Below are 26,568 nucleotides of genomic sequence, written 5' to 3'. Positions count from 1 at the left end.
ATTGTGGTTATAACTTAATCTATGTTCCTAAAATATGCAAATTCAAGATGTTACCGAATGTTTTGCTATTAACTTAGGTGCAACAATGAAGCCGCTTAACAATCACCAATAAGGTGAAAATACACTGTGATGTCAACCTAGTGCCCGTCATTAAAATTGCGTACACTGGCTATCTAGGCATTCCAATAATACCGATAACGCATGCTGCATATAATACAGTCAAACCGTATGGAGATTCTCAGCGCCCAGCTCTGTGCGTTGCTGGCTAATACCAGCAGTTCTAATATTTTCCATAAAGAGCAAGTATTGGTGCATTCTCCAGGAATGTCACAATGGTTGAAGCTTGAGCTTACAGCGCAGTTAGGCGTATGTGCACAGGTCGACTTTCCATTACCTTCGAGTTTTATCTGGTCTTTGTACCAGCAAGCTTTGCCTGATGTGCCGCCAGAGTCGTCGTTTAACAAAGCCAATATGACATGGAAGCTCTACGAACTGTTGCCGCAAAAATTAACACAGGCTCATTACCAGCCCCTGATGCGCTACCTTGATGGTGACGATGATGGTCACAAACGCTATGCCCTGTGTGAAAAAATTGCCGATGTGTTCGATCATTATCTAATGTATCGACCACAGTGGTTGGCTAGTTGGCAAGCGGGTGAAGACCAACTAGATGACGTTGATATTAGCCATGCACCTTGGCAGCCCGATCTTTGGCGTGCTTTAGTCGCGCGTGTTCAAGAGCTAGAGCAAAGCCCATACCATCGCGCCAATATGCACCAAGGCTTGCTCGATGCACTGGAGGCAGGGCAGTTGCAACTGCCGCCACGTATTTGCTTGTTTGGTATCTCCGCTTTGGCGCAATCGCAGCTAGCGATTTTTCAGGCGCTCAGTGAGCGCACGGATGTGTTGATATTTCTGTTCAACCCCAGTGAACATTATTGGGGCGATATCGTCGATGAGAAAACTCTGGCTAAAATACACACTCAGTATCAACGTAAGCCTAATATCGACGCAGCTGAATCTGAGCAACAATATTTTATCGTCGGTAATCCGTTATTGGCATCATGGGGTAAGCTTGGCCGCGATTACCTAGAGCAACTACTGCAATTAGATGGCAAGTGGCTGGATGGTTTCGATGATGAATTTGCGCCGCATTTATTGGGTCGTCTGCAGCAAGAGGTATATGAATTAGCTTTCAAAGGAGAAAGCTTAGCGCAAGACCCACACTGGTTTATCAGTGAGCAGGGCAAGATAGCATTGGCGCAACAAGATCACTCCCTGTTAATCAGTAATTGCCACACCGCTTTGCGCGAAGTGGAGTGCCTACACGACCATCTACTCGCTGAGTTTGCCCGCGATCCAACCCTAACACCCAAAGACATCATTGTGATGATGCCTGATGTCGGGCAGTACAGCGCCTTTATTGAAGCGGTGTTTGGTGGCGCTAAAGGCGAGCGCCATATTCCCTATGCCATTGCCGACTTATCCATTGCCCAAGAGCAGCCTATTGTTAATGCCTTGGTGAGCTTGGTGAATCTACCCTTTAGCCGCTTTGGTGTCAGTGAATTGATGGATTTATTATACATTGAGGCCATTAGCCAGCATTTCGGCTTCGTCGCCAGCGAACTCGAGCAGTGCCAAGTGTGGCTTGAGCAAGTCGGGGTGAAGTGGGGAATTGATGGCGCGCACAAACAAGAATTCAACCTGCCAAGTATTGATCTCAACACCTGGCGTTTGGGAATAAAACGATTATTGTTAGGCATCGCGGCCACCGATGCGCCTTATCATGGGGTCTATCCGGCTGACGCAGTTGAGGGCATGGCCAGTGATACATTGAGCAAACTCTTGGCCTTTATCAATGTGTTGTTACAGGCCAAGCAGGCACTTAGTGGTGATGCAAGCTTATTGGATAAGTGTACCAGTTTGCGCGCAATAGCCAGTGAAGTGATGGCAATAGAACATTTAAGTGCTGCGGACTTAGCCTTGTTAGATGGTCTCTATAGCGACATTGAAAAGCACTATGATAATGGTGACTATCAAGGGCCTATCTCGGCACGTATCTTCGCCACCTTGATTCAACAAGGTGTCGAGCAAAAAGGGGTGGGGCAGCGGTTTTTAATCGGTAAAGTTAATTTTTGTACGTTGATGCCGATGCGCGCCGTGCCCTTTAAAAAGGTCTGTATCTTGGGGCTGAACGATGCCGATTACCCGCGCAGTGTACAGCCTATTGGTTTTGACTTGGTGCCTTACAGTCAGCGACGCAAAGGCGACCGCTCACGTCGCCTAGACGACCGCTATTTATTTTTAGAGGCCTTGTTGAGCGCCAGAGATAGCCTATATCTCAGTTACATCGGTCGCTCTAGCCGCGATAACAGCCCCCGTATGCCCTCGGTATTAGTCAGTGAGCTGTGCGAATATTTAGACCGCAGCTTTTGCTGGCAAGACAGCGATGATGCGTTCACAAGCCGATTAGTGATGCAGCATCATCTGCAGCCGTTTCATCCGCAGTATTATCAAAAGGACAGCCGTTGGCAAAGCTTTAATCCGGTGTGGGCCTTGCCGTTAACAGCCGTACAAGAGCAAAAACAACAGCTTCAGCCTTTGGTTGTCACAGCGCCACAACTGTGCGAGCTCGATACTTTGATGCAGTGTGTTACTCGCCCACAACGTTATTTTTATCAACAAGTACTTGGGGTGCGCATAGATGGCATTGATGCACACGATGAAGATATCGAACATTTTGATTTAGATGCCTTGTCACGTTATCAATTGCTCGATGAGCTGCTCGAAGGACAACTGCACGGTAGCGCTCCGAGTGACGAGGAAATTATCCAGCGCGGGGTGCTGCCCCAAGGTGTGTTATCGACATTGACCTTGCAGCAACTGCGTAGCCGCATCAGCCCTCTGGCAGAGCAGGTTCAGTTGCGTACGCAAGGGCAAATGGCGCAGATGCTGGAAGTGGATATCACGGTTGCTGGGGTACGCCTGCAAGGTTGGTTAGCGCACCTCTATGGCAGTCAACAGGTGTTTTATCGCAGCGCCAGTATTAAAGCGAAGGATAGAATCCAAGGGTTTATTTATCACTTACTCGCGCAGCTGTGTGGGGAGGCGGTCACTACCGTGGTGATGGGCTTAGACGAGCAAGTGTCTTTTGCCCCGATGAATGCTGAGCGTGCCGAACAATTATTAGCGCCTTGGCTTGAACTCTTTACTAGCAGCCATCAAAGCAGTATGGCATTTTTCCCCGCCAGTGCCTGGGAATGGATACAAAGCCAAGATATGAATAAAGCCAATATTAAGTTCGTCGGCAGTCCTTATGTGGGGGTCGCCGAGCGCAGTGACCCTTACATCGCCACTGACTTTGCCGACCTTTTCCAGTGCGAGCAGGAATTCTGTGACTGGAGTACGCGATTGTTGCAACCCATAGCGCAATTAGGCGAGGAGCAACGCTATGCAGACGCTTAATCCTGTCACCCTTGCCTTTGATGGACAACAGCTTATTGAGGCCAGTGCCGGAACCGGTAAAACCTATACCATCACCGGGTTGTATTTACGCTACTTATTGGGCCTGTATGAAGATGCTAAGGGTAATCAAGGCGAGCCCCTGACGGTCGAGCAAATATTGGTGGTGACCTTTACCGAGGCCGCCACCAGTGAAATCAAAGACCGGGTGCGCTCGCGCATTAGCATGGCAAAAAACATGCTGCTAGGGGAGCACAGCAGCGATGCGCTATTGAGTGACTTGATAGCGCAGCTTGACGACCGTCAACAGGCATTTAATCGCCTGGATATGGCGGCGAAATCCTTGGATGAAAGTGCCATTTACACCATTCATGGGTTTTGTCAGCGCATGCTTAAACAACATGCGTTTGAATCGAACATGGCCTTTAATTTGCGCTTCACCCTGGATGAGAGTGAGCTGCATGAGCAGGCGGTGTTCGATTTTTGGCGACAGTTTGTGTATCCGCTGCGTGCAGAGCAAGCGCAGGCGGTCCTCGCTCATTACAGCTCGCCACATAGCCTGCTAAAAGAGCTGCGTGCGCTCATTAATCGCGAACAGCTGCAGTTACAACCGCACATTGATGATCCTGAGGCTGAGCTGACCCAATTGTGGCATTGCCAAAGCGAATACCTCAAGGCTTTGCCCCAATTCAAACAGGCACTGCGCGAGGGCGATTTTTTCAATGCCATTGCCGCCAGCGATATCAAAGGCAATGCCAAACCTAAGCATAAAAGTAATTTGGCGGGCTTGGCAGCGTTTAGCAACAATGATGACACCCAGTTGAGTTTAGGTGCGGCCAAGCACTCCTTTAGCTTATGGAGTGCGCAAAGCCTTGAGGACCCCAGTATTTATAAGAAAAATGGCCAACCTTTTTCTCACCCTTTGGTGGTGGAATTTGAACGTATGGCGCAGCTTAGCCAGGGCCTGGGTGAGCGCTTGGCACAAGTGATATGTGTCTTGGCGCTCGCCTATGTGCGCCGCCATGTGCAGAGCAACAAAGCGCGCACCGGCATTATCGCCCCCGATGACCTGCTTAGTCAGCTCTATGATGCGTTGCACAACGACAGCGACAACCAGCTACAACAGCAAATTCGCCGCCAATACCCAGTGGCGATGATCGATGAGTTCCAAGACACCGATCCCATTCAGTATGGTATTTTCAGCACTATTTATCGTCCCAGCGATGAGCAGTTCACTAACCTCACCATGATAGGGGATCCCAAGCAGGCCATTTATGGTTTTCGTGGCGCCGATATTTTTACCTACATCGATGCCAAGCAACAACTGAGCGCGCAGCAGCAGTATACTTTGGCAAAAAACTTCCGCTCGGCAACGCCATTAGTGGAAAGCGTCAATAACTTATTCAGCAGTCACCCGCAGAGCTTTATCTTTAACGATGCCATTCCCTATCAAGAAGTGGAAGCGAATGGCAAAGATAAAGCGCTGTTGTATAAAGGCGAGGCGCTCGGTGCCATGGATTTTGCCTTTTACGGCAGCGGTGCTGAGGTGTTATCGAAAGAGCAAGGACAAAGCGCCTTGGCCGAGGCATTTGCAAAGCGGGTTCACTTTTTGTTGGCTGCGGCGCAACAAGGAGACTTGCTGCTGGGTGAGGCGCCACCGTGCGCCGGCGATTTTTGCATCTTGGTACGCGACAGGGGCGAAGCGGCACTGATGAAACAGGCGCTTACCCGCCAAGGCGTTGCCAGTGTTTATCTAGCCCGCGAAAGTGTGTTTAAGCAACCGCTGGCGCAACATCTTTACCGCTTGTTGGCGATTATACACGGTCCCTATGATGAGCGCGCACTGCGCGGCTTGCTGGCGGGGCCATTTTATAACTTCAATAGCGCGCAACTGCTGGCACTGAGCGATGATGCCGAGCAGTGGCAGCAACAATTGCAGCACTTCGCTGAGCTCAAGCGGCGTTGGTACCGCGACGGCGCGTTGGCAATGCTCGAGCAGCTGTTATGGCAAAATCAATTACCGCAAGTATGGGCCGAGCAAGGGTGGGATGTTGAGCGCCTATTAACGGATTTTCGTCATCTCGGTGAAATTCTCCAGCATAAGCAACTTGAACTGGATGGCACGGCGCGGTTGCTGAAATATTTTCACCAGCAATTGACCCGTGATAGCAGTGAGGGTGACAGCGCTCAGCTGCGTTTGGAGTCCGATGCCCAGCTGGTGCAAATCGTGACCATGCATGCTTCTAAAGGATTAGAATACCCCATTGTGTTTATGCCGTTTGCGGTCAATTTCCGCAGCGCCAGTGCCGCTTATTATCACCACCAAGGGCAGCTGTACTTAGATTTATCTAAACAACAAGAGAGCCTTGCGCGCGCTGAGCGCGAGCGTTTAGCCGAGGACTTAAGGTTACTGTATGTGGCCCTGACCCGGCCCATCTATCACTGTGCCTTAGGGCTTTATAATTTGGGTAAACATAAACGCTCGCAGCTTTTGCAAAGTGCGCTAGGGTACTTATTATTTCCAGGGGCTGAGGGCACGGAGAATGTTCGTGAGCTGCTGCAGGCTCGGCTCGCGCCTTACCCGGACATGAGTTTAACCGATGCAGATCATTATCAATCGGGTGAGAATCTGGTACAGGAAAACGCAGCCGTTGAGCGCCAGGTACGCGCCCAACAGGCGGTCATTGAGCGCAACTGGCGGGCCACCAGCTTTAGCGCCTTGAGCTTCAAGCACAGTGATTATCATGGTACCAGCCACAGTGGCGGTGATGATGAGGATCACCGTTTGCAGCAAAGTTTAGTGCTTAAGCAGGCCCTCCCGGTGGCGCAGCTAACGGCTTATGATTTTCCCAAAGGCCCGGGGCCTGGCAGTGCACTGCACGATATTCTCGAGCAAATCTCTTTTCGCGGCGTGCTCGCCGGCGAGGCGCAGGCCATGGAAGAGCTTGAGCAAGTGATCGTCCATACCCTGCATAAATACGCACTGGATGAGAGCTGGCACGCGCTGCTATGCAGCTGGATGGCGGCGATTATGCGCTGCCCCATACTCGAGTCAGGGCTTTATTTGGGGCAGTTACAAAGCGATGATTGTTTAGTGGAGATGGAGTTTCATCTCGCGCTCAATGAGCTTGATGCCCAACATTTTAATGCCACCATGATAAGCCTGTTTAGCTATGACTTTGGTCTTGATTTTGAACGTGTTAAAGGCGTGCTAAAAGGCTTTATTGATTTAATCTTTTGCTATCAGGGGCGCTATTACGTGCTTGATTACAAATCGAATTACCTCGGCGAGAGCGCCGATGATTATAACGATGAAGCCTTAACGCACGCCATGAATGCCCATAGCTATCATGTCCAAGGGGCGATTTATATGGTGGCATTGCACCGCTTGTTGGCGGCGCGATTGCCTGAGTATGACCCCGCTAAGCACCTAGGTGGCATGGTGTATACTTTTTTACGGGCTATGCCCGAGGGACACGGAGTGTATTATCGGCCATTCAGTGTTGCTGAAATCGACACCTTAGACGGGCTTTTTGCCAAAGGAGCGCACTATGCTTGAGGTACTGTTAGAACAGCGTAAAGTGCGTACCGTGGATGTCGAGTTGGCGGCGTTACTTGTCGATGAGCAGCAACCACCTTACAGCGAGGGATTTTATATTATCCTGCTGTTGCTCAAAGCTATGCATGAGCAGCATACCTGCTTAGATTTGCACAGTGTGAACTGGGACAACCCCTTTGAGCTCGATACCCGCGCGCCAGTGCCCGCGTTTTTTGCGCCTGACTTTGATGCCCTCGGCTGCCTTAATGCCTTGCCTTGTACCGGGGTTGAAAAACCGCTGCGCTTACATGGGCAGCGCGTCTATCTGGCACGCTATGATGGCTACGAAGCGCAGTTAACCGCGCGCTTTTTGCAGTTAGCTAAGCAGCCTTTGAAGCTTGATTTGCCGACGCTCAAAGCGCTGTTGGCGCATTACTTTAACAATCAAAACAGCGAGCCTGATTGGCAAAAAGTGGCCTGTGCTCTGGCAGCCACCAGTAAGTTTTGTGTGATCACCGGCGGTCCGGGGACAGGTAAAACCACCACAGTGACGCGTTTGTTGGCGATTTTACAATCGCTCTATGCCCAAGCCCCTTTGCACATTGAACTGGTTGCGCCAACCGGCAAAGCAGCAGCACGGTTAAGCGAGTCTATTCAAGGAGCAAAGGGCGGCTTAGCGCAGACCGACCAGGCGGTATTAGAGAGTATTCCCGAGCAAGCGCAAACCTTGCATCGGTTGTTAGGCACGGTGCCCATGTCCAATCATTTTCGCCATCATCGGGGTAATCCGGTGCATGCCGATTTAGTGATAGTCGACGAAGCGTCCATGGTCGATATTAGCCTGATGAGCAAATTGGTAGACGCCTTAGCACCGCACACTCGGTTAATTTTATTGGGCGATAAAGACCAGCTGAGTTCAGTGGACACGGGCAATATCATGGCTGATATTTGCAGTGAATGTGCCCTTGGCCAACTGCCGCACTACAGTGACCAGCGCGCCAAGCAACTTGGCTATTTATGCGGTGAGCATTCTTATCACAGTGGCCAGCAATCACCTTATGCGTTAACCGATCATGTTGCCTTTTTGCAGCACAGCTATCGCTTTGATGGCGACAGCGGCATAGGCCAACTGGCGTATGCAATTAACACAGCCGATAGCAAAAAAGCACGGTACCTGCTGCAAAGCCGCGCCAGCGATATTAGTTATTACCCTTTGGATGAGGGGTTTTACAGCGCACTCATTGCCCGCTGCGCCGAGCAGTACAGCCACTACTTAGCATTGATTGCAGCCGGGGCAACGCCCGCACAGGTGCATGACGCATTTGCCCGCTTCCAGTTACTTGCCGCACTGCGAGAGGGGCCCTTTGGTGTGCATGCGCTTAACCAACGCATTGAATATCACCTCGCTCAGCAAGGGAAAATCAATGTGCAGCAGCGCTTTTATATTGGTATGCCGTTGATGATCACTCAGAACGACTATCAGCTTAACCTGTTTAATGGTGATATTGGCATTATTATGGCTGATGACAACGGCGAGCCTCAGGCCGTTTTTATGGGCGCGCAGGGCGAGGCCAGGGCATTCTATCCGGGGCGTTTACCGCAATTTGATAAAGTTTTTGCTATGACCATTCACAAATCACAAGGCTCTGAGTTTGCCCACACCGCCATGGTGCTGCCGCCGCTGCATCGGGGCGGCCAAGGACTTAATCGCCAGTTGGTGTATACCGGGGTGACCCGTGCCAAGGCGCATATTGAATTGATCTGCGATGCGCGCACCTTGGCTCATGCCATCGCCACGCCAGTGCGCCGGGCATCGGGGTTGTATCAACGTTTATGTGAGTGTTAGCGATGTGGTTTTATGTCATTTTAGCGGTGGTGCTTATTAAAACCTCTTTATTGGGGTTAGGTGTGGTTTCCATGGCCATTGCACTGTGCGCATGGCTACTGCTGCGCTTGGGAGTGGTGGCTATTCACCCGAGTATGAAGCAAGGGTTTAGGCGGTTATTTAAAGTCGCGTTTGTTTTGCATCTTAGCGTTTATGTGGCGCTAATACTCAAGCTGCTGCTGATCGACTCCTTCGACGATATCCCGGCCTTTATTGTCGGCCACTTACTGATACACCACCTGATGTCAGCCGTCATCGGCGCAACGGTGATCTTTATGCTTATCCGGCGATACTTTTATTACAAGGGCTTACATAAGAGCACGAGTTAAGCCAGCGACTCCTAGTTTTTAATGGCAATAGCGCAAATAGGAACAAAAGGAGAGAACTATGGCTATCGATACAGGACTCGTTGGCTCGGTAATTAATGCCTTGCCATTGGACCGCATGATAGGGGGGCCATTGCATGCAATGATCACCGCCCAAGTACAGGCAAGTCGAGCTTACGCCGAATTTTTGATGACCGTGTGCATTAAAGATGGCAAGGCGGTGAATGTTGAGTTCGAATACGATGAAACCCAAGTGGATACCGAAGGTAACTTCAAGGGCACCATACGTAAAACTATGCGGGTGCCGCTACTTGCAGCGATCACCCACCCCAATATTTGTGTCGAAGAAGGGTCAATTGACTTTGAACTAGAAGTGACACAATCAGAAGAAAGCCACAGCGAAACCAGTGCTGAAGGTGGCTTTGAGGCGAAAATGGGCTGGGGTCCATTCTCCGTTAAAGTACACGGCAAGGTGTCTCATAAGTCGGAGCAAACCCGTAAAACCGACACCCGAGCTAAATACTCAATTCATACCGCAGTGAAACGTCAAGGGCCGCCTGAAGCATTAATGCGGGTCATTGATTTTCTCACCGATGCGGCTACCAAGCCCGTGGTTATCGGTGATGGCTCACCGACCTCTGCCGATGCCTTACCTGCGGACACCAAAGCCAACATCGCGCCCCCCCCTGAAAACAACAATAACCAGCCAAGTGGCGGCTAAGGTGAAGCTAAAAAATGCTTGGCGGCGGTGTTGGCAGGCCATCAGTGCATTGTGGCCAATACCAAGTCGGTATTGGTCTTCGCACTGTCACACCAAACAGACCAATGTGGTGCTGATACATTCCGAGCACTCTGGGCGCGCTGGTGATACGCGCGCCTATGTTAACGTGCAGCTGCATGCTCAAAGTCATTTTCTTAACACTGAGTTATTACAGCGGCTGCGCACTCCCAATGTCATTGATAGTAAGGATTTATGATGTTTGGCAAAGAAAAGATGAATGCGCAAATGCTCACCGATATCACTCGGGGGATCCACCATGCGGTGAACACCACCGGGACCATGATATCGCAACAATATGTGATGCAATTGCAGCAGTTCTTCGATACTCAAGAGGATGGCTCGCTAGCGGCGAAAATGGTGAAAGTGCAAGTCGACGAGCAACACGATATGTATGTGCCGCTTATTGCTTTAGTACAGCCGCAAGGCATAGCCTTAGATAAAATGCGCTTTGATATGTCGATTCAAATCAGTGAAAGCGAGTTGAAACGGGCCACGCACCAAGTGGATGGGTTTAATGCCGAGCGAGTGGCATTCAAGGTGAACCTTTCGCCGAAAACCAGCGACAGCAACCGCCGGCGAACCGATATTGTCGATGTGGAGATGCAGTTTACGCGTTGTGAAGCACCAGAGGGAATGCATCGGCTCATTGAACAATACGCCAATATGATCCAGCCCTTTAAAAACGGTGAGCCAGTGTCTGATGAGCCTAATTCTCCACCGGGGCAGGGACCATTAAAGAGCGCCGCTGCGAGTGAGCGTAAGCCCAATTTAGTACGCATGAATACCCATGCCACTGGCAATCTTGATGAGGGCGAGCGAGACGAGCCAAAAATATAGGCAAGTTAGGGGTTTTACTCTAAACTGAGCACAAGGTTAATAATAAAAAAGGTGCAAACACCATGAAAACCTTGGTTACCCAATTAAGTAATTACGCTCGTTATCATCGTGATAAACGCAATATATACACCCATTTTATCGGCATACCCTTAATCGTGTATGCCTTGCTGGTGCTGCTCTCTCGCCCGAGTTTCACCGTTTTAGCGCTCAGCCTCACCCCCGCTGTGTTGGTCGTGAGTATTACCTGCCTTTATTATTTAAAGCTATCCCTCAGGCTAGGCCTGCTAATGAGCGCATTGTTGGTGCTGGGTCTGCTCGGGGCTGCGCCCGTGGCGATGCTTAGCACGTGGCTGTGGCTGTCCGTTGGTATCGGATTATTCGTTGTGGGCTGGGTCTTTCAATTTGTTGGTCACTATTACGAGGGCAAAAAACCTGCCTTTGTGGATGATTTAATCGGCTTGGTTATTGGGCCCTTATTTGTTGTCGTTGAAGCCTTATTTTTAATGGGGCTTTGCAAAGAGCTGCAAGCGCAAATTGAACACCAAGCAGGAGCGATAAAATGAACTTAGATGGCAAACGGGTGTGGTTAAGCGGCGCATCATCGGGCATTGGTGAGGAGCTGGCTAAACAACTTGCGGCCAAAGGCGCTAAGCTGGTGTTATCGGCGCGCAACGAGCAAGCCCTTGAGCAGGTGAAAAATAGCTTGGTGGGGCAGGGACATGTTGTCTTACCTTTGGATTTGAGCGCCGCTGAGAGCCTACTTAAAGAGCTGCCCGAGCAACTCGCAGCTATCGGTGATATTGATATTTTGATTAATAATGGCGGGGTGTCGCAACGTAGCTTGTTTGCCGACACCGACTTTGCTACTTACCAGCAATTAATGGCGGTCAACTACTTTGGCACTGTGGCCCTCACTAAACTGGTGGTTGCGCAAATGCAGGCCCGAAAGCAGGGGATGATCGTGGCAATAAGCAGCGTCGCGGGCAAAGTGGGCTCTAAGTTTCGCTCCGGTTATTCCGGCTCCAAATATGCGGTGGTCGGCTTTATGGATTGCATTCGCGCCGAGCTTGCCGCTGATGGCATTCATTGCCTCACCGTGTGTCCTGGCTCGGTGCAAACCCGCATTGCTCATAACTCCTTAAACGAGAAAGGGGTGGCGCAAAATCACAGCGAACAGTCGATTGAAAACGGTATGCCGGTGAGCGCCTGTGTGCAAGAAATCATCACCGCGATTGAAAAGCAAAAGCAAGAAGTGGTGATTGGCCAAGGCTTAAGTTATTGGGCACCCACCATCAAGCGTTTTTTCCCCAGGTTATTTAATCGCCTAACCGCCCGGCTGGAGTATCGATAACACCGCCATGGCTGTTGGTTCAGGTAGCAACTATGTTAATATCGCGATCATTATTTCCTAATCGAGCAAGGCCATGGTCAGGCGTTCGAAGGCTGATGCCGAACAAACCCGCAGTGCTATCTTAGATGCCGCCGAGCATCAGTTTTACCAGTATGGTGTGTCACGGACCACCTTGGCACACATCGCCAGCGCCGCAGGCGTCACGCGCGGCGCAATCTATTGGCATTTCGACAACAAAGCCGATCTGTTCAACGCCATGTTAGACCGTATTCGTCTGCCGTTTCGACAAATGCTCAGTGAGCTGCAAAGTGCCAATGATCTGAGCGCTTTGGCGCAAATAAAAGACGTGATGCATCGCGCCTTGGTGATAGTGCAACAAGACCCCCAGTATCACCGCGTGCTAACGGTGGTGTTCCATCGCTGTGAGTATGTTGATGAGCTTAATCCCGCAGTGCAGCAACAAGAACAACTCAATCAAGAAGTGCAGGACACGCTCACGCTGGCGTTCGCCAGAGCATTGGAAAATGGCGAGCTTAACCCCGCTATTGAGCCGCGAGTCGCGGCAGCGGCGATGAATTCCCTCGTCGGTGGCCTTATCAGTAAATTCCTGCAACACCCAGGTTATATTGACCTTATTGAGCAAGCGCAAGCCCTCCTTGATACCTTGTTTTTAGGCATAAAAAAGCCGGACTAAAAAGTCCGGCTTTGGGGTTGGGTGCAGTTACTTTCGAACAAAGAGCTTTTGCACCACGAGATAAAACACGGGAACTAAAAAGATAGCCAAGAAGGTGGCACTGAGCATGCCGCCAAGGACGCCAATACCAATGGCGTTGCGACTGGCCGACCCGGCTCCTGAGCTTATCGCCAATGGCAAGACCCCGAGCGAGAACGCCAGAGAGGTCATGATGATGGGCCGTAAACGCAAGCGCACGGCTTCGAGCGTGGCGTTGATCACCGAGCGACCTTGTTGCTGTAAATCTTTGGCAAATTCGACGATGAGAATCGCGTTTTTAGATGCCAAGCCCATGGTGGTCAACAAGCCCACTTGGAAATACACGTCGTTCTGAAGACCGAACAAGAAGGCGGCACTAAGCGCACCGATGATCCCCAGCGGCACCACCATAATCACCGAAAATGGAATAGCCCAGCTCTCGTATAGGGCGGCTAAACATAAGAACACCACCAAAATCGACAAGGCATAGAGCATCGGCGCCTGTGAGCCAGACATTTTCTCCTGGTAAGAGGTGCCGGTCCATTCAAAGTCAATGCCCGGTGGCAACTGAGCAACCAGCTCGGCCATGGTTTGCATCGCCACGCCAGAGCTGTATCCCGGTGCTGGCTGACCTTGAATTTCCATAGCTGAGATGCCGTTGTAACGCTCTAAACGTTGCGGACCATACACCCAGCGGCTGGTGGCAAAGGTATCAAAGGACACCATTTCACCTTCGTTATTGCGCACATACCAATGGCTTAAATCTTCCGGGGTCATGCGGTACTCGGCATCGGCTTGCACATAAACCTTTTTAACACGGCCTCGGTCGGTGAAGTCATTGACGTAACGCGAGCCCCAGCCGATAGACAACGCTTGGTTTATCTCGCTAATTGAGACTCCTAACGCTTGCGCTTTAAGTTGGTCGATATCCACCTGTAATTGCGCGGCATCTTCCATGCCGTTAGGGCGCACAGCCATCAGCTCAGGGCGCTGCGCCGCCATTCCCAGCAGTTGATTACGTGCCTGCAGTAGCGCGTCATGGCCTAAGGCGCCCCTATCTTGCAAGAACAGGTTGAAGCCAGTGGCTTGTCCTAGCTCTTGAATAGGAGGCAAGTTAAAGGCAAAAATTTGCGCCTCTTTAATGGTAGAAAAATACCCCATCGCCCGGCCGATAGTGGCCTGTACGCTCTGGCTGTCGTCGCGCTCACTCCAATCTTTAAGGCGCACAAAGGCAAGGCCGACGTTTTGTCCGCGTCCGGCAAAGCTAAAGCCGCTGACGGTGAACACCGAGCGCACTGAGTCTTCGCCGTGATAATAATCGGCGACCTTAGTCATTATTTCTTCGGTACGCTCTTGGCTGGCACCACTTGGCAGCTGCACCATGGTTAAAAAGATACCTTGGTCCTCATCGGGCAAGAATGACGAGGGCAGGCGGGCAAACATCAATGCCATCACTGCGATAATCGCGCCATATAACGCCATTGAGCGCACCGGGCGCTTAAGCAGGCCACCTACTGCCCCTTGGTAACCGTCGTTAGAGCGATCAAAGGTACGGTTAAACCAGCCGAAGAAGCCGCCTTTTTCCAGATGGTCACCTTTGATGGGTTTCAAAATGGTGGCACACAGTGCCGGCGTGAAAATAATCGCCACCAACACCGATAACGCCATGGCCGAAACGATAGTAATAGAGAACTGCTTATAGATAGCCCCAGTTGCGCCGCCAAAAAAGGCCATCGGCACAAATACGGCAGAGAGCACCAAACCTATGCCCACCAAGGCGCCGGTGATTTGTCCCATGGACTTGCGCGTTGCTTCCACAGGCCCCAAGCCTTCCTCGCTCATGACCCGCTCAACGTTTTCGACCACAACAATGGCATCATCCACCAATAAGCCGATGGCCAGCACCATACCAAACATGGTGAGGGTGTTTATCGAAAAGCCCATCGCCGACATAATGCCAAAGGTGCCGAGCAAGACCACAGGAATCGCTAGGGTCGGAATTAAGGTGGCGCGGAAGTTTTGCAAGAACAAATACATCACCACAAACACTAACAGCACGGCTTCAAACAGTGTTTGTACCACCGAGCTGATAGAAAGCTCAACGAACGGCGTAGTGTCGTAGGGCACTTCAATCTTGAGCCCTTCTGGGAAATAAGGCTTTAGTTCGTCAAGGCGATCGCGCACCGCTTCAGCGGTATCGAGGGCATTGGCTCCGGTGGCCAACTCGATGGCGATCCCCGTTGCTTGCATGCCGTTATAGCGCGCCATAACGGAATAGTCTTCACCGCCGAGCTCGACGCGAGCCACATCTTTAAGCTGCACTCGTGAACCATCTTCGTTAACCCGTAATAGGATTTGGCCAAATTCTTCTGGGCTACTGAGGCGGCTTTGTGCGGTGATGGCGGCATTGTATTGCTGCCCGGGTAATGCCGGGGCGCCGCCAAGCTGTCCGGCTGTCACCTGATTATTTTGCACTTTAATGGCAGCAGTGACATCGGTGGGGGTCAGTTGATACTGGTTAAGCTTTTGCGCATCAAGCCAGATACGCATGGCATACTGGCTGCCAAATACGGTGACATTACCCACCCCTGGGGTGCGGCTAATTGGGTCTTTAACATTAGAAACCACATAGTCGGCGATGTCTTCGCGGTTCATCGAGCCATCTTCAGAGATAAAGCCAATAACCATTAAGAAACTGCCATTAGACTTGGCTACCGAAACCCCTTGCTGCTGCACTTCTTGCGGTAACAGAGGAATTGCCCGTTGCAGTTTGTTTTGCACCTGAACCTGAGCAATATCCGGATCAGTGCCGGTTTCAAAGGTGAGTGTCAGGCTGACATTGCCCACCGAGTCACTTTGTGACGACATATACATGAGGTTGTCCAAGCCGTTCATGGCTTGCTCTATCACCTGAGTAATGGCGTTTTCAGCTGTTTGTGCGGTGGCACCAGGGTAGCTGGCATTAATGCTGACCGCCGGCGGCGCAACTTTAGGGTATTGCTCTACGGGCAGCTGTTTTACCGATAGCAGGCCCGCAAGCATGATCACGATGGCGATCACCCAAGCAAAAATAGGCCGGCCAATGAAAAAATTAGCCATAAATTATGCCCCCGTGTCCTGTTTTGCCACTGTCACTTTGCTACCGGGGCGAACCTTTTGCAGCCCGGCGACTATCACTTGGTCACCGGCTTGTAGCCCGGAGTGGACTTGCCAGCTTTGGTTTATCTCTTGACCGAGCTCAACTACGCGAGTTTGCGCCGTGCCTTCTTTGCTGATTACCATCACTGTGGCCTCACCTTTGGGAGTGCGCACAATGGCTTTTTGCGGGACCAATAAGGCGTCATCATCTTGGCCGGTAGCTAACTGCGCTCGCACGAACATGCCTGGCAGTAATTCACCATTGGGGTTGGGGAACACTGCGCGCATGGTGACCATAGACGTTGATGGGTCAACGCTTACCTCGGAGAACTTCAGCTCACCCGAGAGCGCATACCAGTCGTTATTTTCTAATCTCAGTTTAACCTCGGGGTTTTGGCTGAGATTGCCTTGATGCATGGCGCTGCGCAAAGAAGATAGCTTGGAGGCGGCGCGCGTCATATCCACGTAAATGGGGTCAAGCTGGCGAATTATCGACAGCGCAGCGCTTTGATTGGCCGTCAGCAAGGCCCCTTCGGTAACACTAGAGCGACCAATCTGACCGTCAATGGGGGCACGGATTTGAGTGTAATCAAGATTAATTTCGGCGCTCAGTACAGCGGCTTTGGCGGCTGCTAAATCGGCCTTTGCTTGTAGCAAGGTGGCTTCGGCATCATCATAGTCTTGCTGGCTGACCGATTTATTACCTAATAAGCCTTTGATACGTTCGGCCTTCATGCGAGTGTTGCGAACACTGGCTTGAGCTTTTGCGAGCGCCGCTTTGGCACTGGCAAGTTCAGCTTGGTAGGGCGCGGGGTCAATTCGATACAACACATCTCCTTTGCTCACCATTTGTCCTTCTTCGAACAGTCGCGCCTGCAAAATACCGCTTACTTGAGGGCGGATCTCAGCTTGACGAAAATCGACCGTGCGGCCAACCAGCTCGGTGCTGAGGTCAATACTTTGTGGCGACAACGTTATGGCCTCGACTTCAACGGCAGCGGGGGCCGTTTGGGCTTGTTGTTGTGGTTGCTCCTGGCAACCACTTAAGCTAAGCGCCGCAAGTACTGTGACTGCGACCAGCGTTTTTACATTCATAACCTACCTTTAGCTGAACAATTTATTAAACCGACTAGAGCAGGAATATACATACATGAATGTATGTAAGCAAGGTAAACTATCTCGTTTACTTTTAAGGTGTTGATATAAAGCGTAAAAAAGTCTTTTTTACGGAGGGGATAACACGCTAAATTAGGCTGGTAAGGGACTGAGCCAAGCAACAAAAAAGGCCGCTCAATAGCGGCCTTGTTAATGTTTTTATCGTGCAGTTATAGGCTGTAGCTCAGGTGCTGATAAAAGCGGGTGTTAATATCTTGGCGCTCTGGGTTTACCTGTAAGCTATTACACAGCGCCTTGATCACGCTTTCGACTTGATTCATAAAGCGGCCATAGCCCATATCATGATGATCCTCGACGCCGGCAACAATCACAAAGTCAATGCTCTGTACCAAGTTGGCGGCATCAAAGAGCACGTGACTTTGGGTTTCGCCTTTGCCGGGTTCAAAGCTGAGCTTTTCCAGTTCGTCGTTGTGCGCGCTGGTGTCGATATCACGGTGGCGAATAAGCGGTGTGCGGCCATTGGCCACCATTGCCCGGCGCGGTAGGCGCTTGGCCTCACAGGCACTGATAAAGGCATCTTCAATATGGCTATAAAAGTTTCCGTAATCCGTGGCGCTGGCATCCAATAGCTGCGTTTTTAACTGCCGTGTGAGCGGCAAAGTAAAACGCGCATAAGTCAGGTCGCGATGGCTGGGTAAGGGGCAGCCACGGGCTTCATAGCGTGGTGCCAGTGCTCTAAGTTTATACCCGTAGCTTTCTTTATGCCCTTTGGCGCGGGCGAACAAATCATAGGTTAGGTGCTGATGGTCACGCACTTTCAACTTATTGGCATCGCCGGGAAGTTGCTCTTGCAGTGCGCTTAGCACCTTGGCAACGCGGCGGTGAAAATCGGCAGAATGAGCACGAATGTCTTCACCTGTCGCGAGGAATAGCAACCGTACTTTGCGTGCTCGGCTTTCGCAGCAGCCATGTAGCTGATGAGCTTCGTGATATCGCGGATTATAAAAAAACAGCTGCTGACGTTGAGTTTCTAAGCAATATGCCTCTTCATGAAAGCGCACAATGGGCAGCTTGTCGTTGACCAGCATGTGCACATTGTAGAGCTCGGCATCGTCACATAACGCGAACAGCTGTCGGGCAACGCGCTGATATGCGCTGCGATAATCGCTAAAGCAGGCGTAAAAATCATCATCCGGTTTAAACTCGGCGAGAATATACTGGTTGGCGCGAGCATTGGTCGGTATATAAACGCGATGTTGATTCTGTGAAGCCATGGTTATTCCTTGTTCCTAGGTTTGTTAAATTCGCCTCAAGTGTAGGGCAGATAAATGTCAGCGATGTTGCGCTAGATTAAACTTTTATGACTTTTTCAGCAGCTCAACGCTTAGGCGCACAAAGTCTGAAGAGGTGAGTATGCCGAGCAGTTTTTGCTCCTCAACCACCGGCATACAGCCATGACGGTTATTGAGGAAAAACTCAGCGATATCACTTAAAGCATCACCGGGGGCCACGGTATCAAAATCTTGAAGCATAATATCGCCCACTTGCGTTTGTTTCTCTTTGCGCTCAAGTGCCGGTGCACCAAACACTGAAATAATGCGCATCACTTGGGCAATCATCAGTTTTTGCGTCAGCATGCCGATAAGTGTGCCGTGCCCATCGGTAACGGGAATATGGCGAATATTGTGCTCACGCATTAATGCATGGGCATCATGCAACGAGGCATCAGCGGTTACGGTCAGCGGCGCTGGGGTCATTAAATCTGCAGCAGTATGCAATTGCATCACGGCTCCTTTAGCGTTGTAATGAATGTCTCTGTAGCATAGCTTAGCGTGACGCACAGTGATTAGATCCTAATCAATAAAAGGAGCATTCAATGCAATTACACGGGCTAGACCATGTTGTGCTGCGCACCGACGATGTGCCTCGCATGTGCGCATTTTATGAGGGAGTACTTGGCGCTCAGTTAGAGCGCGTACTGGAGCAAGAAGGGTTGTATCAGTTGCGCGCCGGCCAAGCCCTGATTGATATTCTTAGCACCCAGGGCAGCTTAGATAGCAAGCAACCGGTGCAGGTGCGCACCTCGCCACTGGCGCATTTTTGCTTGCAAATCAGCGCCGCGAGCGAACAGGCGGTGATCCGCACCTTAAAAGCCAAAGGCGTAAACCAGTCGTTGCAGTTCGCTGAGCGCTACGGGGCCACTGGTTTTGGTCGTTCTTTATACATTCTCGACCCAGACGGCAACACCGTTGAATTAAAGCTGGTGTGACCTTACTAAAAGCTGTAAGTTAAGCGCAGTATTTGTCATAATGCGTGGGTTATAAGTCACGCAGAATTCAGAGGAAAGTATCCCAATGGCGGAGATTGAGAATCGCCCAACGAACTTTATTCGTAACATCATTGACGCAGATTTAGCCTCAGGCAAACATCAGCAAACGCACACGCGTTTTCCACCCGAGCCAAATGGCTTTTTGCACATTGGCCACGCCAAGTCTATTTGCCTGAATTTTGGCATTGCACAAGACTACAACGGGCTGTGTAATTTGCGTTTTGATGATACCAACCCAGAAAAAGAAGACATCAACTATGTGAACTCAATAAAAGAAGACGTGAACTGGTTGGGTTTTCAGTGGAGCGGTGAGATTCAATACTCTTCTAATTACTTTGACAAGTTGTATCAGTACGCTGTTGAGCTTATTGAAAAAGGCCGCGCTTATGTGTGTTTCTTAACACCAGAGCAAGCTCGCGAGTACCGTGGCACGTTAAAAGAGCCGGGTAAAAATAGCCCTTATCGCGATACACCTGTGGCGGAGAACTTGGCGTTATTCGAAAAAATGAAAAACGGCGAGTTCAAAGAGGGCGAGTGTGTACTGCGAGCCAAAATCGATATGGCCAGTTCCTTTATGGTGCTGCGCGACCCGATTATTTATCGCATTCGTTTTGCTCACCATCACCAAACCGGTGACAAGTGGTGCATTTACCCAATGTATGACTTTACCCATTGTATTAGTGATGCGCTTGAAGGCATTACCCACTCATTGTGTACCTTGGAGTTCCAAGATAACCGCCGTTTATACGACTGGGTGTTAGATAATATCAGCCTAGAGTGCCACCCACAGCAAATCGAGTTTTCACGACTGAACCTCGAGTACACCATTATGAGTAAGCGTAAGCTTAATCAGCTGGTGGTCGATGGTCATGTTGATGGTTGGGATGACCCGCGTATGCCGACGATTGCCGGGCTGCGCCGACGCGGTTATACCCCAGGCTCTATTCGTGAATTCTGTAAGCGCATTGGTGTAACCAAGCAAGATAACCTAGTGGAAATGGGCATGCTTGAAGCCTGTATTCGCGATGATTTAAATGAAAATGCACCACGTGCCATGGCGGTATTAGACCCGGTGCGCGTCGTGATCGAAAACTACCCACAAGAGCAAGTGGAAATGCTCGATGCGCCAAATCATCCGAACAAAGAAGAAATGGGTTCGCGTCAGCTGCCGTTTACCCGCGAGGTATTCATTGAACGCGAAGACTTCCGTGTTGAAGCGAATAAGAAGTTTAAGCGCTTAGTGCTAGGCAAAGAAGTGCGTTTACGTAACGCTTATGTGATTAAAGCAGAGCGCATTGACGAAGACGAGCAAGGCAATATCACCACTATTTATTGCTCTTATGACCCGGAAACATTAGGCAAAAACCCAGCCGATGGCCGCAAGGTTAAAGGGGTTATTCACTGGGTGAGTGCCAGCCATTGTATTGAAGCCGAAGTGCGCCAGTACGACCGCTTATTCAATGTGCCTAACCCAGGTGCGGCAGAGGACATTACCGATGCCCTTAACCCAGAGTCACTAAAAGTGGTTAAAAACGCCAAATTAGAGCCTAGCTTAAGCGAAGCCGCTGCTCTGAAAGGGTATCAGTTTGAGCGCACGGGGTATTTCTGCCGTGACGATCATTTTGAACACTTAGTGTTTAACCAAACCGTGGGGCTACGTGATTCTTGGGCCAAGATTGAGCAACAAGATAAAGGCCAATAGGGCCTTAATGCGTTAATACGCAACCCAGTAGAACCAATAAAAAAGGTGCGCTATGCTTAGCGCACCTTTTTTTGTTTTATAGCAGGCGACAAGGATGAAAAATAATCACGAAATGCTGAACTATGTGGAATACCCTGCGCGTGACCTCGAGGCCACAAAAGCATTCTTTACGGATGTTTTTGCATGGCAATTTACTGACTACGGCCCAGATTACACAGCCTTTAGCGGAGCAGGGCTCGATGGCGGCTTTTATCGTAGCGACTTAAACGCTCAGACCAGCAAAGGCAGCGCATTATTGGTTTTTTATTCCAACGATATTGCGCAAACCCAAGCTAAGATAGAGCAAGCGGGAGGCGAGATTTCCACAGCGTTATTCGACTTTCCAGGCGGGCGACGGTTTCACTTTGTGGAGCCCAGTGGCAATGAGTTTGCGGTGTGGTCGGAGCCTGCTTAGCGTAATGTGCACTGCTGCATGGGCGTGTTGTACTGCCATTGCACAAAGGCACTATCGCCTTTTTGCCAAAACACTTGATTGCGGCCTTGGTATTTAGCGCCACTGGCGGCAATCACGCGCTGCATCAGCCATTGTTGCTCACCCTCGCGCAGGGCAATAAATTGTGGCGTGGTATCATAAAAATCAACACTTACCTGTTTGCCCTCGCAATCATACTGAAGGTGATCCACAGCCGTGGTGAGTTGATATTGCACTTGCAGTGAGGCGTTGCGATGCTGATAGGCATCAATAATGCACTGTTTTACATTTTCAGCCTGCCAGCACGCATCGCGGCCTTTTATCCAACCACGTTGCATGGCCCGTAACGTGCTTTTATGTTTATCACTATCGGATTGTGCCAGTGCTTTTTCGAAGGTGTTAGCCAATTGCGCATCTAACTCACTCAGCCTTGGCGACTGGCATACTTGGCGGGCGATATCACTTTGTGCTTGCTCACAGTTAAAGCTGGCTGAGGTGTTCGCTTGGTTTGCCACCCATTGGCACCACTTCGGTGTTAATAATGGCGGCTTATCTGCATGGTTATTGATATCTAAACGGTACTCCACACTGTTTGCCCATTCCGCAGTGCCAATATCCGGGCCGTGTCCGCTGCCATCGCTGGTACTGACTAGCTGCTCAATTGCATTGAGATTAGCGTGGGTACATTGGGTCGATGTGGGAATGTCTGCTGGTGGGGATTCACCGCTTGGTGCGGTAGCAACATGACAGGCGGCAAGAGTCAGAACGGCAGTAACAATGGCTAAACGCTTCATAATTAACAATAGCGAGAATAAAAACGCAATTATAGAAAAGAGGTATTAATAGAGGGTGAATAGCGCGATACGTTGCGCTGCTCCGCTAGGCAGCGCCTGAGATCTCAGTATGTTTAACCATTTAAAAGTTTAAAACCCCTTATCCACATCGAGTAAACTTTTTCCGTTCCTAAGCTGTAACGCCCGTTCTTGGCTCAATGCTTACTGACTCTAAAAATAGTATGAGGGCATAACAAAACCAATAGAAGCTGTATGCACAGTTAAAGGTGGCCTTTATTAAAAAAGCCAAAACAAGGCATGTTATGCAAAGTAATATCAGCCGCGACTAAACCAATGAAATTTTTAAGGTGTTGAAATATTGCTATTTATTTATATGTAGCAAGCCAAACTCGGCACGATTATCTTATTGCGCGTTTTCAACCGCACGCCTTAGTATCGACATAGGAACCTCCAGCTGGTAACTTTATGATTTATTAACACTAAATGAACGTTAGCGTGGTTCAGTAGCCAAAGGTTATTTGGTTTAACCCGAAATGCACGTTAATAAGCTGTTATGTGAACCCAGCAAGCTTTGCTTGTAGGTAGAATATCTGGATATGCAGTCTAAGAAATATATGAGCTAACTTAAAACGGAATTGATTTGAATAAATTAGCACTCAAATATTGCGTTGATGGTTTTTAAATAAGGATATGTTTTGTTAGTCCCCGAAATAAGGTACATTTCTGAAACGGTTGAACTCCATGTTTTGGATTTAGTTGACTTAACTCCCGAAATTGTTGAGCAAATAGATCAAAGCTTGGTCCAGATTTGTGAAGGCGACAGTGAGTCTTCTTTGCAATTAGTTAAATCAAATTTCCTTCGCTTTTTAGAATCAAAAGACTACCGGACCCGAATGGGTGCTGTAGCTGAGTTTTTTGTTCATCTTTACTTGAGGCAGACCAACCTTAAGCAGGAATTCTTGTTTTTTAATTTGGAAGAAGGATCTATTAAGAAAGGTTTTGATGGTTTTTTCTCGAATGGTGCTGAGGAGTATTTAGTTGAAAGCAAGTCAGGCTTGGATTCAACAACAGGAATAAGTCACAGGAATAAACTAAAGGAAGCTTTTGACGATATTTCTTCAGTAATTGCTGGAGATAGTAAAAAAAGTAAAAATAACCCATGGAAAAACGCTTACAACCACGCAAGTCATATTGACGTTGGGTCAAGCAGATCTATTAGAAAAAAGATTAAGGAACTTTCGGATCTGTTTGATAATAATCAGTTCAAGAGTGCAAGTGAATTTAATATCATTCCCTGCTCAAGCATATTTATTACAGATAAATGGAATGCAGATATATCGAGTGCCATTTTAGGGGCTGAAGAACATTTTTTTTCAGGTTTGAAAGCTAAGTCACTAAAGGCAATTTGCATTACAAAAGCTAGTTATGACTCATTTTGTAATTATTTAGGAGGTGAGTTATGAGTAGAATAAATAATCTAACATGGTTGAAAGGCAATGAGCGGTTTCTACAAATAAACTCTAAATTGGCAATGGATGTTTCGCTGAGTGAAGATGAGTCCACTTTCTGTTTATCTGTCGCTATTCTGCTCATTAAAGAATATGAAAAAGATAAAAGGAAAACATCTTATTTAGAGTTTGGGTATTACCTGATTTTGAGTTATTCCTTGCAAAGTGATAACTATGAGCCGTTATTTGACCTGAGTACGAATTTAGGGTTTTACCCAATTTCAAAGTATGTTCTTGAAAATGGTATGATCGATGAAGAAAGGCTGCACCATTACTTTGTCAACAACGGATTAAGTAAGTTTGAGTATAAAAAAATAACTGAGACTCTAGAGCAGAGAAGGTTCAGAAATCAGTTAGTTGAAAGTGAAGAAAGAGATAACTGCTACATAGCTCCTACGTCATTTGGAAAAAGTTCAATGATGGTCGAGCTAATCTCAGAGTTAGAATTAGATAAGATTTTCATTATCGTTCCCACTAAATCATTGCTTACTCAAACATATAAGCTAATTAATTCTACATTTACAAATAGGAAAGTTATATTCCATGATGAAATGTATGGTGGAGAGAGTAATTTTATAGCCATTTTCACTCAAGAGCGTGCACTTAGGCTTTTAAAGAGTGAAGAGAACATGAAGGTCGATGCTTTACTTGTGGACGAGGCACACAATTTATTTGAGTCATCGTCCAGAAGTATTTTACTTAGTAGGCTTATTAGAAGAATAAGAGCTAGAAAACAGAACTCCAAAATCTTCTATTTTTCACCGTTAATTAGTGATAGCGATAATCTAAAGTTTGAAGAGCAGCAAAATATAGATACCAAGCGGATCCAGTTTAACATTAAAGAAGCAGATATAAATGAATATCGGCTCGATGGTAGGGTATACAAATACAACAGATTTTTAGACGTTTTCTTTGATGTTAAATCTGAACGAGATATGTTGACTTACATAGATAAAAACAAAAGGTCAAATAACTTTCTATATCTCAGGGCTCCGCGAAAAGTAGAAAAATTCGCTGGAATCTTAGCTGAAAAATTACCTTTCACTGAAAATAAAGAACTAGAGCAGTTAGCTATTACAATATCCAAAAATGTACACGAAGACTTTTATTGTGTTGAGCTTGTTAAAAGGGGGGTTTTGTATATTCACGGAAAGCTGCCTGATCTTATCAAAGAGTACCTAGAGTTCAATTTTCGAAAAATAGGTGTGCTAAATTTCATTGTCGCAAACTCAGTAATTCTAGAGGGAGTAAATTTGCCCATTGACAACTTATACATTTTAAACACTTATTCATTGGGCGCAAAGGAACTGACAAATTTAATAGGAAGGGTAAATAGACTCAACGAAGTGTTTTCTGGAGAGAATCCTAGTTTAACTAAACTAAAACCTTCTGTTCACTTTGTAAACTCAGAAGAATTTAATAGAACCAGTAGTAACATGGCCCCTAAAATCGGTACTTTAAAATCTGGTAAGTTTAGTGATGAAGTTAAAAATCCGACCTTGCTTAATTTTGATATATCAAGATATGACCACATAATTGAAAACTCAAGTAGTCCCGAAGCTGTTAACTCTGCTATGACAGGAAAAAGCAATGCCTTATCTATTATAGAAAGAGAGAATTTTCTTACAAAATCTCCGCTGACTAAAGTTGATAGGATGAAAGCTCAGTTTTTTGAATCAGGATTGCACTCTGCATATTATGATTCTGAAAGTACTTTTGACGCCGTTTTGGATAGGGTCGAAATTATGCAAACAGATCCTGACAGCGATAAACTTGATCCAATTGAAAAGGTATACTTAATCTTTATATCTGGACTAGAGAATGAAATAAAAGATTTATCATTCGCTCGGCTTCAGAACGAAAAAGCTCGAAATTACTATCGCTCGTTTGTGAAGAATATCCATGCTTCAACATTAAAAGAGCATATAAATTCAACTGTTAAATATTTTTACACAAATGCATCTGAAACTGGAAATAATATATTCTATATTGGAAGTTCTTATGGAGAGCTTGCGAAGGATGGCTCAGTTAGTGGAACCAAAACGTATATTGACTTGTCGACCAAAAGTCATAAGGAACTAGTAAACCTAGCATTAGTTAAGATAAAAATGGAAAGCGACTTTATTTCTTATAAGCTGAATGAGTTTGTTTCCCTCTTAAAAGACTGTGGAGTTGTATCAGAACCAGATTATGATATTTTCATTTATGGTACAGCGAAGAAAAGAAACACAGATTTAACAAAACTTGGTTTAAGCGGAGCAATAATTAAAAAGTTTGAATCAGACGGCCAGATTAAAAATATTGAAATAGATGATTTGGGGCATATTTCTGTTAATGATGAATTCAAACATTACTTGGAAATGCAAGATGACTTGGTGCAGTTTGAAGTAAAGAAATACATCACTATTTAAGTTCTCTTCGTTATTGCAGAGAATAATGGGCACTGTTGAAATATCACATAACAAACCACTGCACTCGGAAATTTTACTCGCTCTGCTCCTAAAATTCCGGTGAGTGCGGCGTTAAGTAGCCAAGGAAAGTACGGCGTTTAAATGACCTACGAAGAATTTTATTACAGCATTGATTGCAGGTTTCCTTATCATCAAGAATGCGAGTG

At 48.1% G+C, this 26,568-nt stretch carries 20 protein-coding genes; 15 read left to right on the top strand and 5 right to left on the bottom strand.

From position 1 onward, the window contains the following. Positions 1–201 precede the first annotated feature (201 nt). From recC to MHM93_RS09300, 10 genes are all read left to right on the top strand, one after another. The gene (gene recC, locus MHM93_RS09345) at positions 202–3,465 is read left to right on the top strand and encodes an exodeoxyribonuclease V subunit gamma (protein ID WP_239448861.1); all 3,264 of its coding nucleotides are present in this window, start codon (positions 202–204) and stop codon (positions 3,463–3,465) included. Next, the gene (gene recB, locus MHM93_RS09340) at positions 3,452–7,021 is read left to right on the top strand and encodes an exodeoxyribonuclease V subunit beta (protein WP_239448860.1); all 3,570 of its coding nucleotides are present in this window, start codon (positions 3,452–3,454) and stop codon (positions 7,019–7,021) included. The genes recC and recB overlap by 14 nt, the downstream gene beginning before the upstream one ends. After that, a complete protein-coding gene (recD, locus tag MHM93_RS09335; protein WP_239448855.1) occupies positions 7,014–8,846 on the top strand; it encodes an exodeoxyribonuclease V subunit alpha in 1,833 nt (610 codons plus the stop codon). Before recB ends, recD begins: the two co-directional genes overlap by 8 nt. Before the next feature lie 2 nt (positions 8,847–8,848). Next, positions 8,849–9,214, top strand: coding sequence for a hypothetical protein (locus MHM93_RS09330; protein WP_130144948.1), 366 nt, complete (start codon positions 8,849–8,851; stop codon positions 9,212–9,214). A gap of 58 nt (positions 9,215–9,272) precedes the next feature. Continuing rightward, entirely contained in the window at positions 9,273–9,932 is a 660-nt protein-coding gene (locus MHM93_RS09325; RefSeq protein WP_239448854.1) for a DUF2589 domain-containing protein, read from the top strand. Position 9,933: 1 nt separating this feature from the next. Beyond that, entirely contained in the window at positions 9,934–10,188 is a 255-nt protein-coding gene (locus MHM93_RS09320) for a hypothetical protein (RefSeq protein ID WP_239448853.1), read from the top strand. Continuing rightward, the gene (locus tag MHM93_RS09315; RefSeq protein ID WP_022946208.1) at positions 10,188–10,829 is read left to right on the top strand and encodes a DUF2589 domain-containing protein; all 642 of its coding nucleotides are present in this window, start codon (positions 10,188–10,190) and stop codon (positions 10,827–10,829) included. Before MHM93_RS09320 ends, MHM93_RS09315 begins: the two co-directional genes overlap by 1 nt. Positions 10,830–10,891: 62 nt before the next feature. Continuing rightward, positions 10,892–11,392 carry an Mpo1-like protein gene (locus tag MHM93_RS09310; protein ID WP_045978688.1) on the top strand — a complete coding sequence of 167 codons (501 nt, stop codon included), beginning with the start codon at positions 10,892–10,894 and terminating at the stop codon, positions 11,390–11,392. After that, positions 11,389–12,180, top strand: a complete 792-nt coding sequence (locus MHM93_RS09305; RefSeq protein ID WP_022946210.1) for an SDR family oxidoreductase — start codon at positions 11,389–11,391, stop codon at positions 12,178–12,180. Before MHM93_RS09310 ends, MHM93_RS09305 begins: the two co-directional genes overlap by 4 nt. A 73-nt stretch (positions 12,181–12,253) precedes the next feature. Next, positions 12,254–12,874: a TetR family transcriptional regulator gene (locus MHM93_RS09300; RefSeq protein ID WP_239448852.1), complete on the top strand. Its 621-nt coding sequence runs from the start codon at positions 12,254–12,256 to the stop codon at positions 12,872–12,874. A 27-nt stretch (positions 12,875–12,901) separates the two neighbouring features. Here MHM93_RS09300 and MHM93_RS09295 read toward each other — a convergent pair whose 3' ends face one another. From MHM93_RS09295 to MHM93_RS09280, 4 genes are all read right to left on the bottom strand, one after another. Further along, positions 12,902–15,991, bottom strand: a complete 3,090-nt coding sequence (locus tag MHM93_RS09295; protein WP_053911220.1) for an efflux RND transporter permease subunit — start codon at positions 15,989–15,991, stop codon at positions 12,902–12,904. 3 nt (positions 15,992–15,994) lie between these two features. Then, on the bottom strand, positions 15,995–17,125 hold the full coding sequence (locus MHM93_RS09290; protein ID WP_239448851.1) for an efflux RND transporter periplasmic adaptor subunit: 1,131 nt from the start codon (positions 17,123–17,125) through the stop codon (positions 15,995–15,997). 230 nt (positions 17,126–17,355) lie between these two features. After that, the gene (locus MHM93_RS09285; protein WP_239448850.1) at positions 17,356–18,420 is read right to left on the bottom strand and encodes a DUF3083 family protein; all 1,065 of its coding nucleotides are present in this window, start codon (positions 18,418–18,420) and stop codon (positions 17,356–17,358) included. An 84-nt stretch (positions 18,421–18,504) separates the two neighbouring features. Beyond that, positions 18,505–18,930 (bottom strand): CBS domain-containing protein, encoded by a 426-nt coding sequence (locus MHM93_RS09280; RefSeq protein ID WP_239448849.1) that lies wholly within the window; start codon positions 18,928–18,930, stop codon positions 18,505–18,507. A 92-nt stretch (positions 18,931–19,022) separates the two neighbouring features. Between MHM93_RS09280 and MHM93_RS09275 the strand changes: the two genes are divergently transcribed. From MHM93_RS09275 to MHM93_RS09265, 3 genes are all read left to right on the top strand, one after another. Then, positions 19,023–19,415, top strand: a complete 393-nt coding sequence (locus MHM93_RS09275; protein WP_239448848.1) for a VOC family protein — start codon at positions 19,023–19,025, stop codon at positions 19,413–19,415. 85 nt (positions 19,416–19,500) lie between these two features. Then, complete coding sequence (gene glnS / locus MHM93_RS09270; protein ID WP_239448845.1) at positions 19,501–21,177, top strand: glutamine--tRNA ligase; 1,677 nt, start codon at positions 19,501–19,503, stop codon at positions 21,175–21,177. Between the two features lie 94 nt (positions 21,178–21,271). After that, complete coding sequence (locus MHM93_RS09265; protein WP_239448844.1) at positions 21,272–21,631, top strand: VOC family protein; 360 nt, start codon at positions 21,272–21,274, stop codon at positions 21,629–21,631. Here MHM93_RS09265 and MHM93_RS09260 read toward each other — a convergent pair. Then, positions 21,628–22,443, bottom strand: a complete 816-nt coding sequence (locus tag MHM93_RS09260; RefSeq protein ID WP_239448843.1) for an MliC family protein — start codon at positions 22,441–22,443, stop codon at positions 21,628–21,630. The genes MHM93_RS09265 and MHM93_RS09260 overlap by 4 nt on opposite strands. Before the next feature lie 695 nt (positions 22,444–23,138). Here MHM93_RS09260 and MHM93_RS09255 point away from each other — a divergent pair. Both MHM93_RS09255 and MHM93_RS09250 read left to right on the top strand, forming a co-directional pair. Next, positions 23,139–23,906: a hypothetical protein gene (locus tag MHM93_RS09255; RefSeq protein WP_239448842.1), complete on the top strand. Its 768-nt coding sequence runs from the start codon at positions 23,139–23,141 to the stop codon at positions 23,904–23,906. Then, positions 23,903–26,362: a DEAD/DEAH box helicase gene (locus MHM93_RS09250; RefSeq protein ID WP_239448840.1), complete on the top strand. Its 2,460-nt coding sequence runs from the start codon at positions 23,903–23,905 to the stop codon at positions 26,360–26,362. The genes MHM93_RS09255 and MHM93_RS09250 overlap by 4 nt, the downstream gene beginning before the upstream one ends. Positions 26,363–26,568 lie beyond the last annotated feature (206 nt).

The organism is Pseudoalteromonas sp. MM17-2 (assembly GCF_022347945.1).
GTDB lineage: Bacteria > Pseudomonadota > Gammaproteobacteria > Enterobacterales > Alteromonadaceae > Pseudoalteromonas > Pseudoalteromonas ruthenica.
Note: the sequence above shows the minus strand (reverse complement) of the source record. Positions and strands in the feature narration are given on the sequence as shown.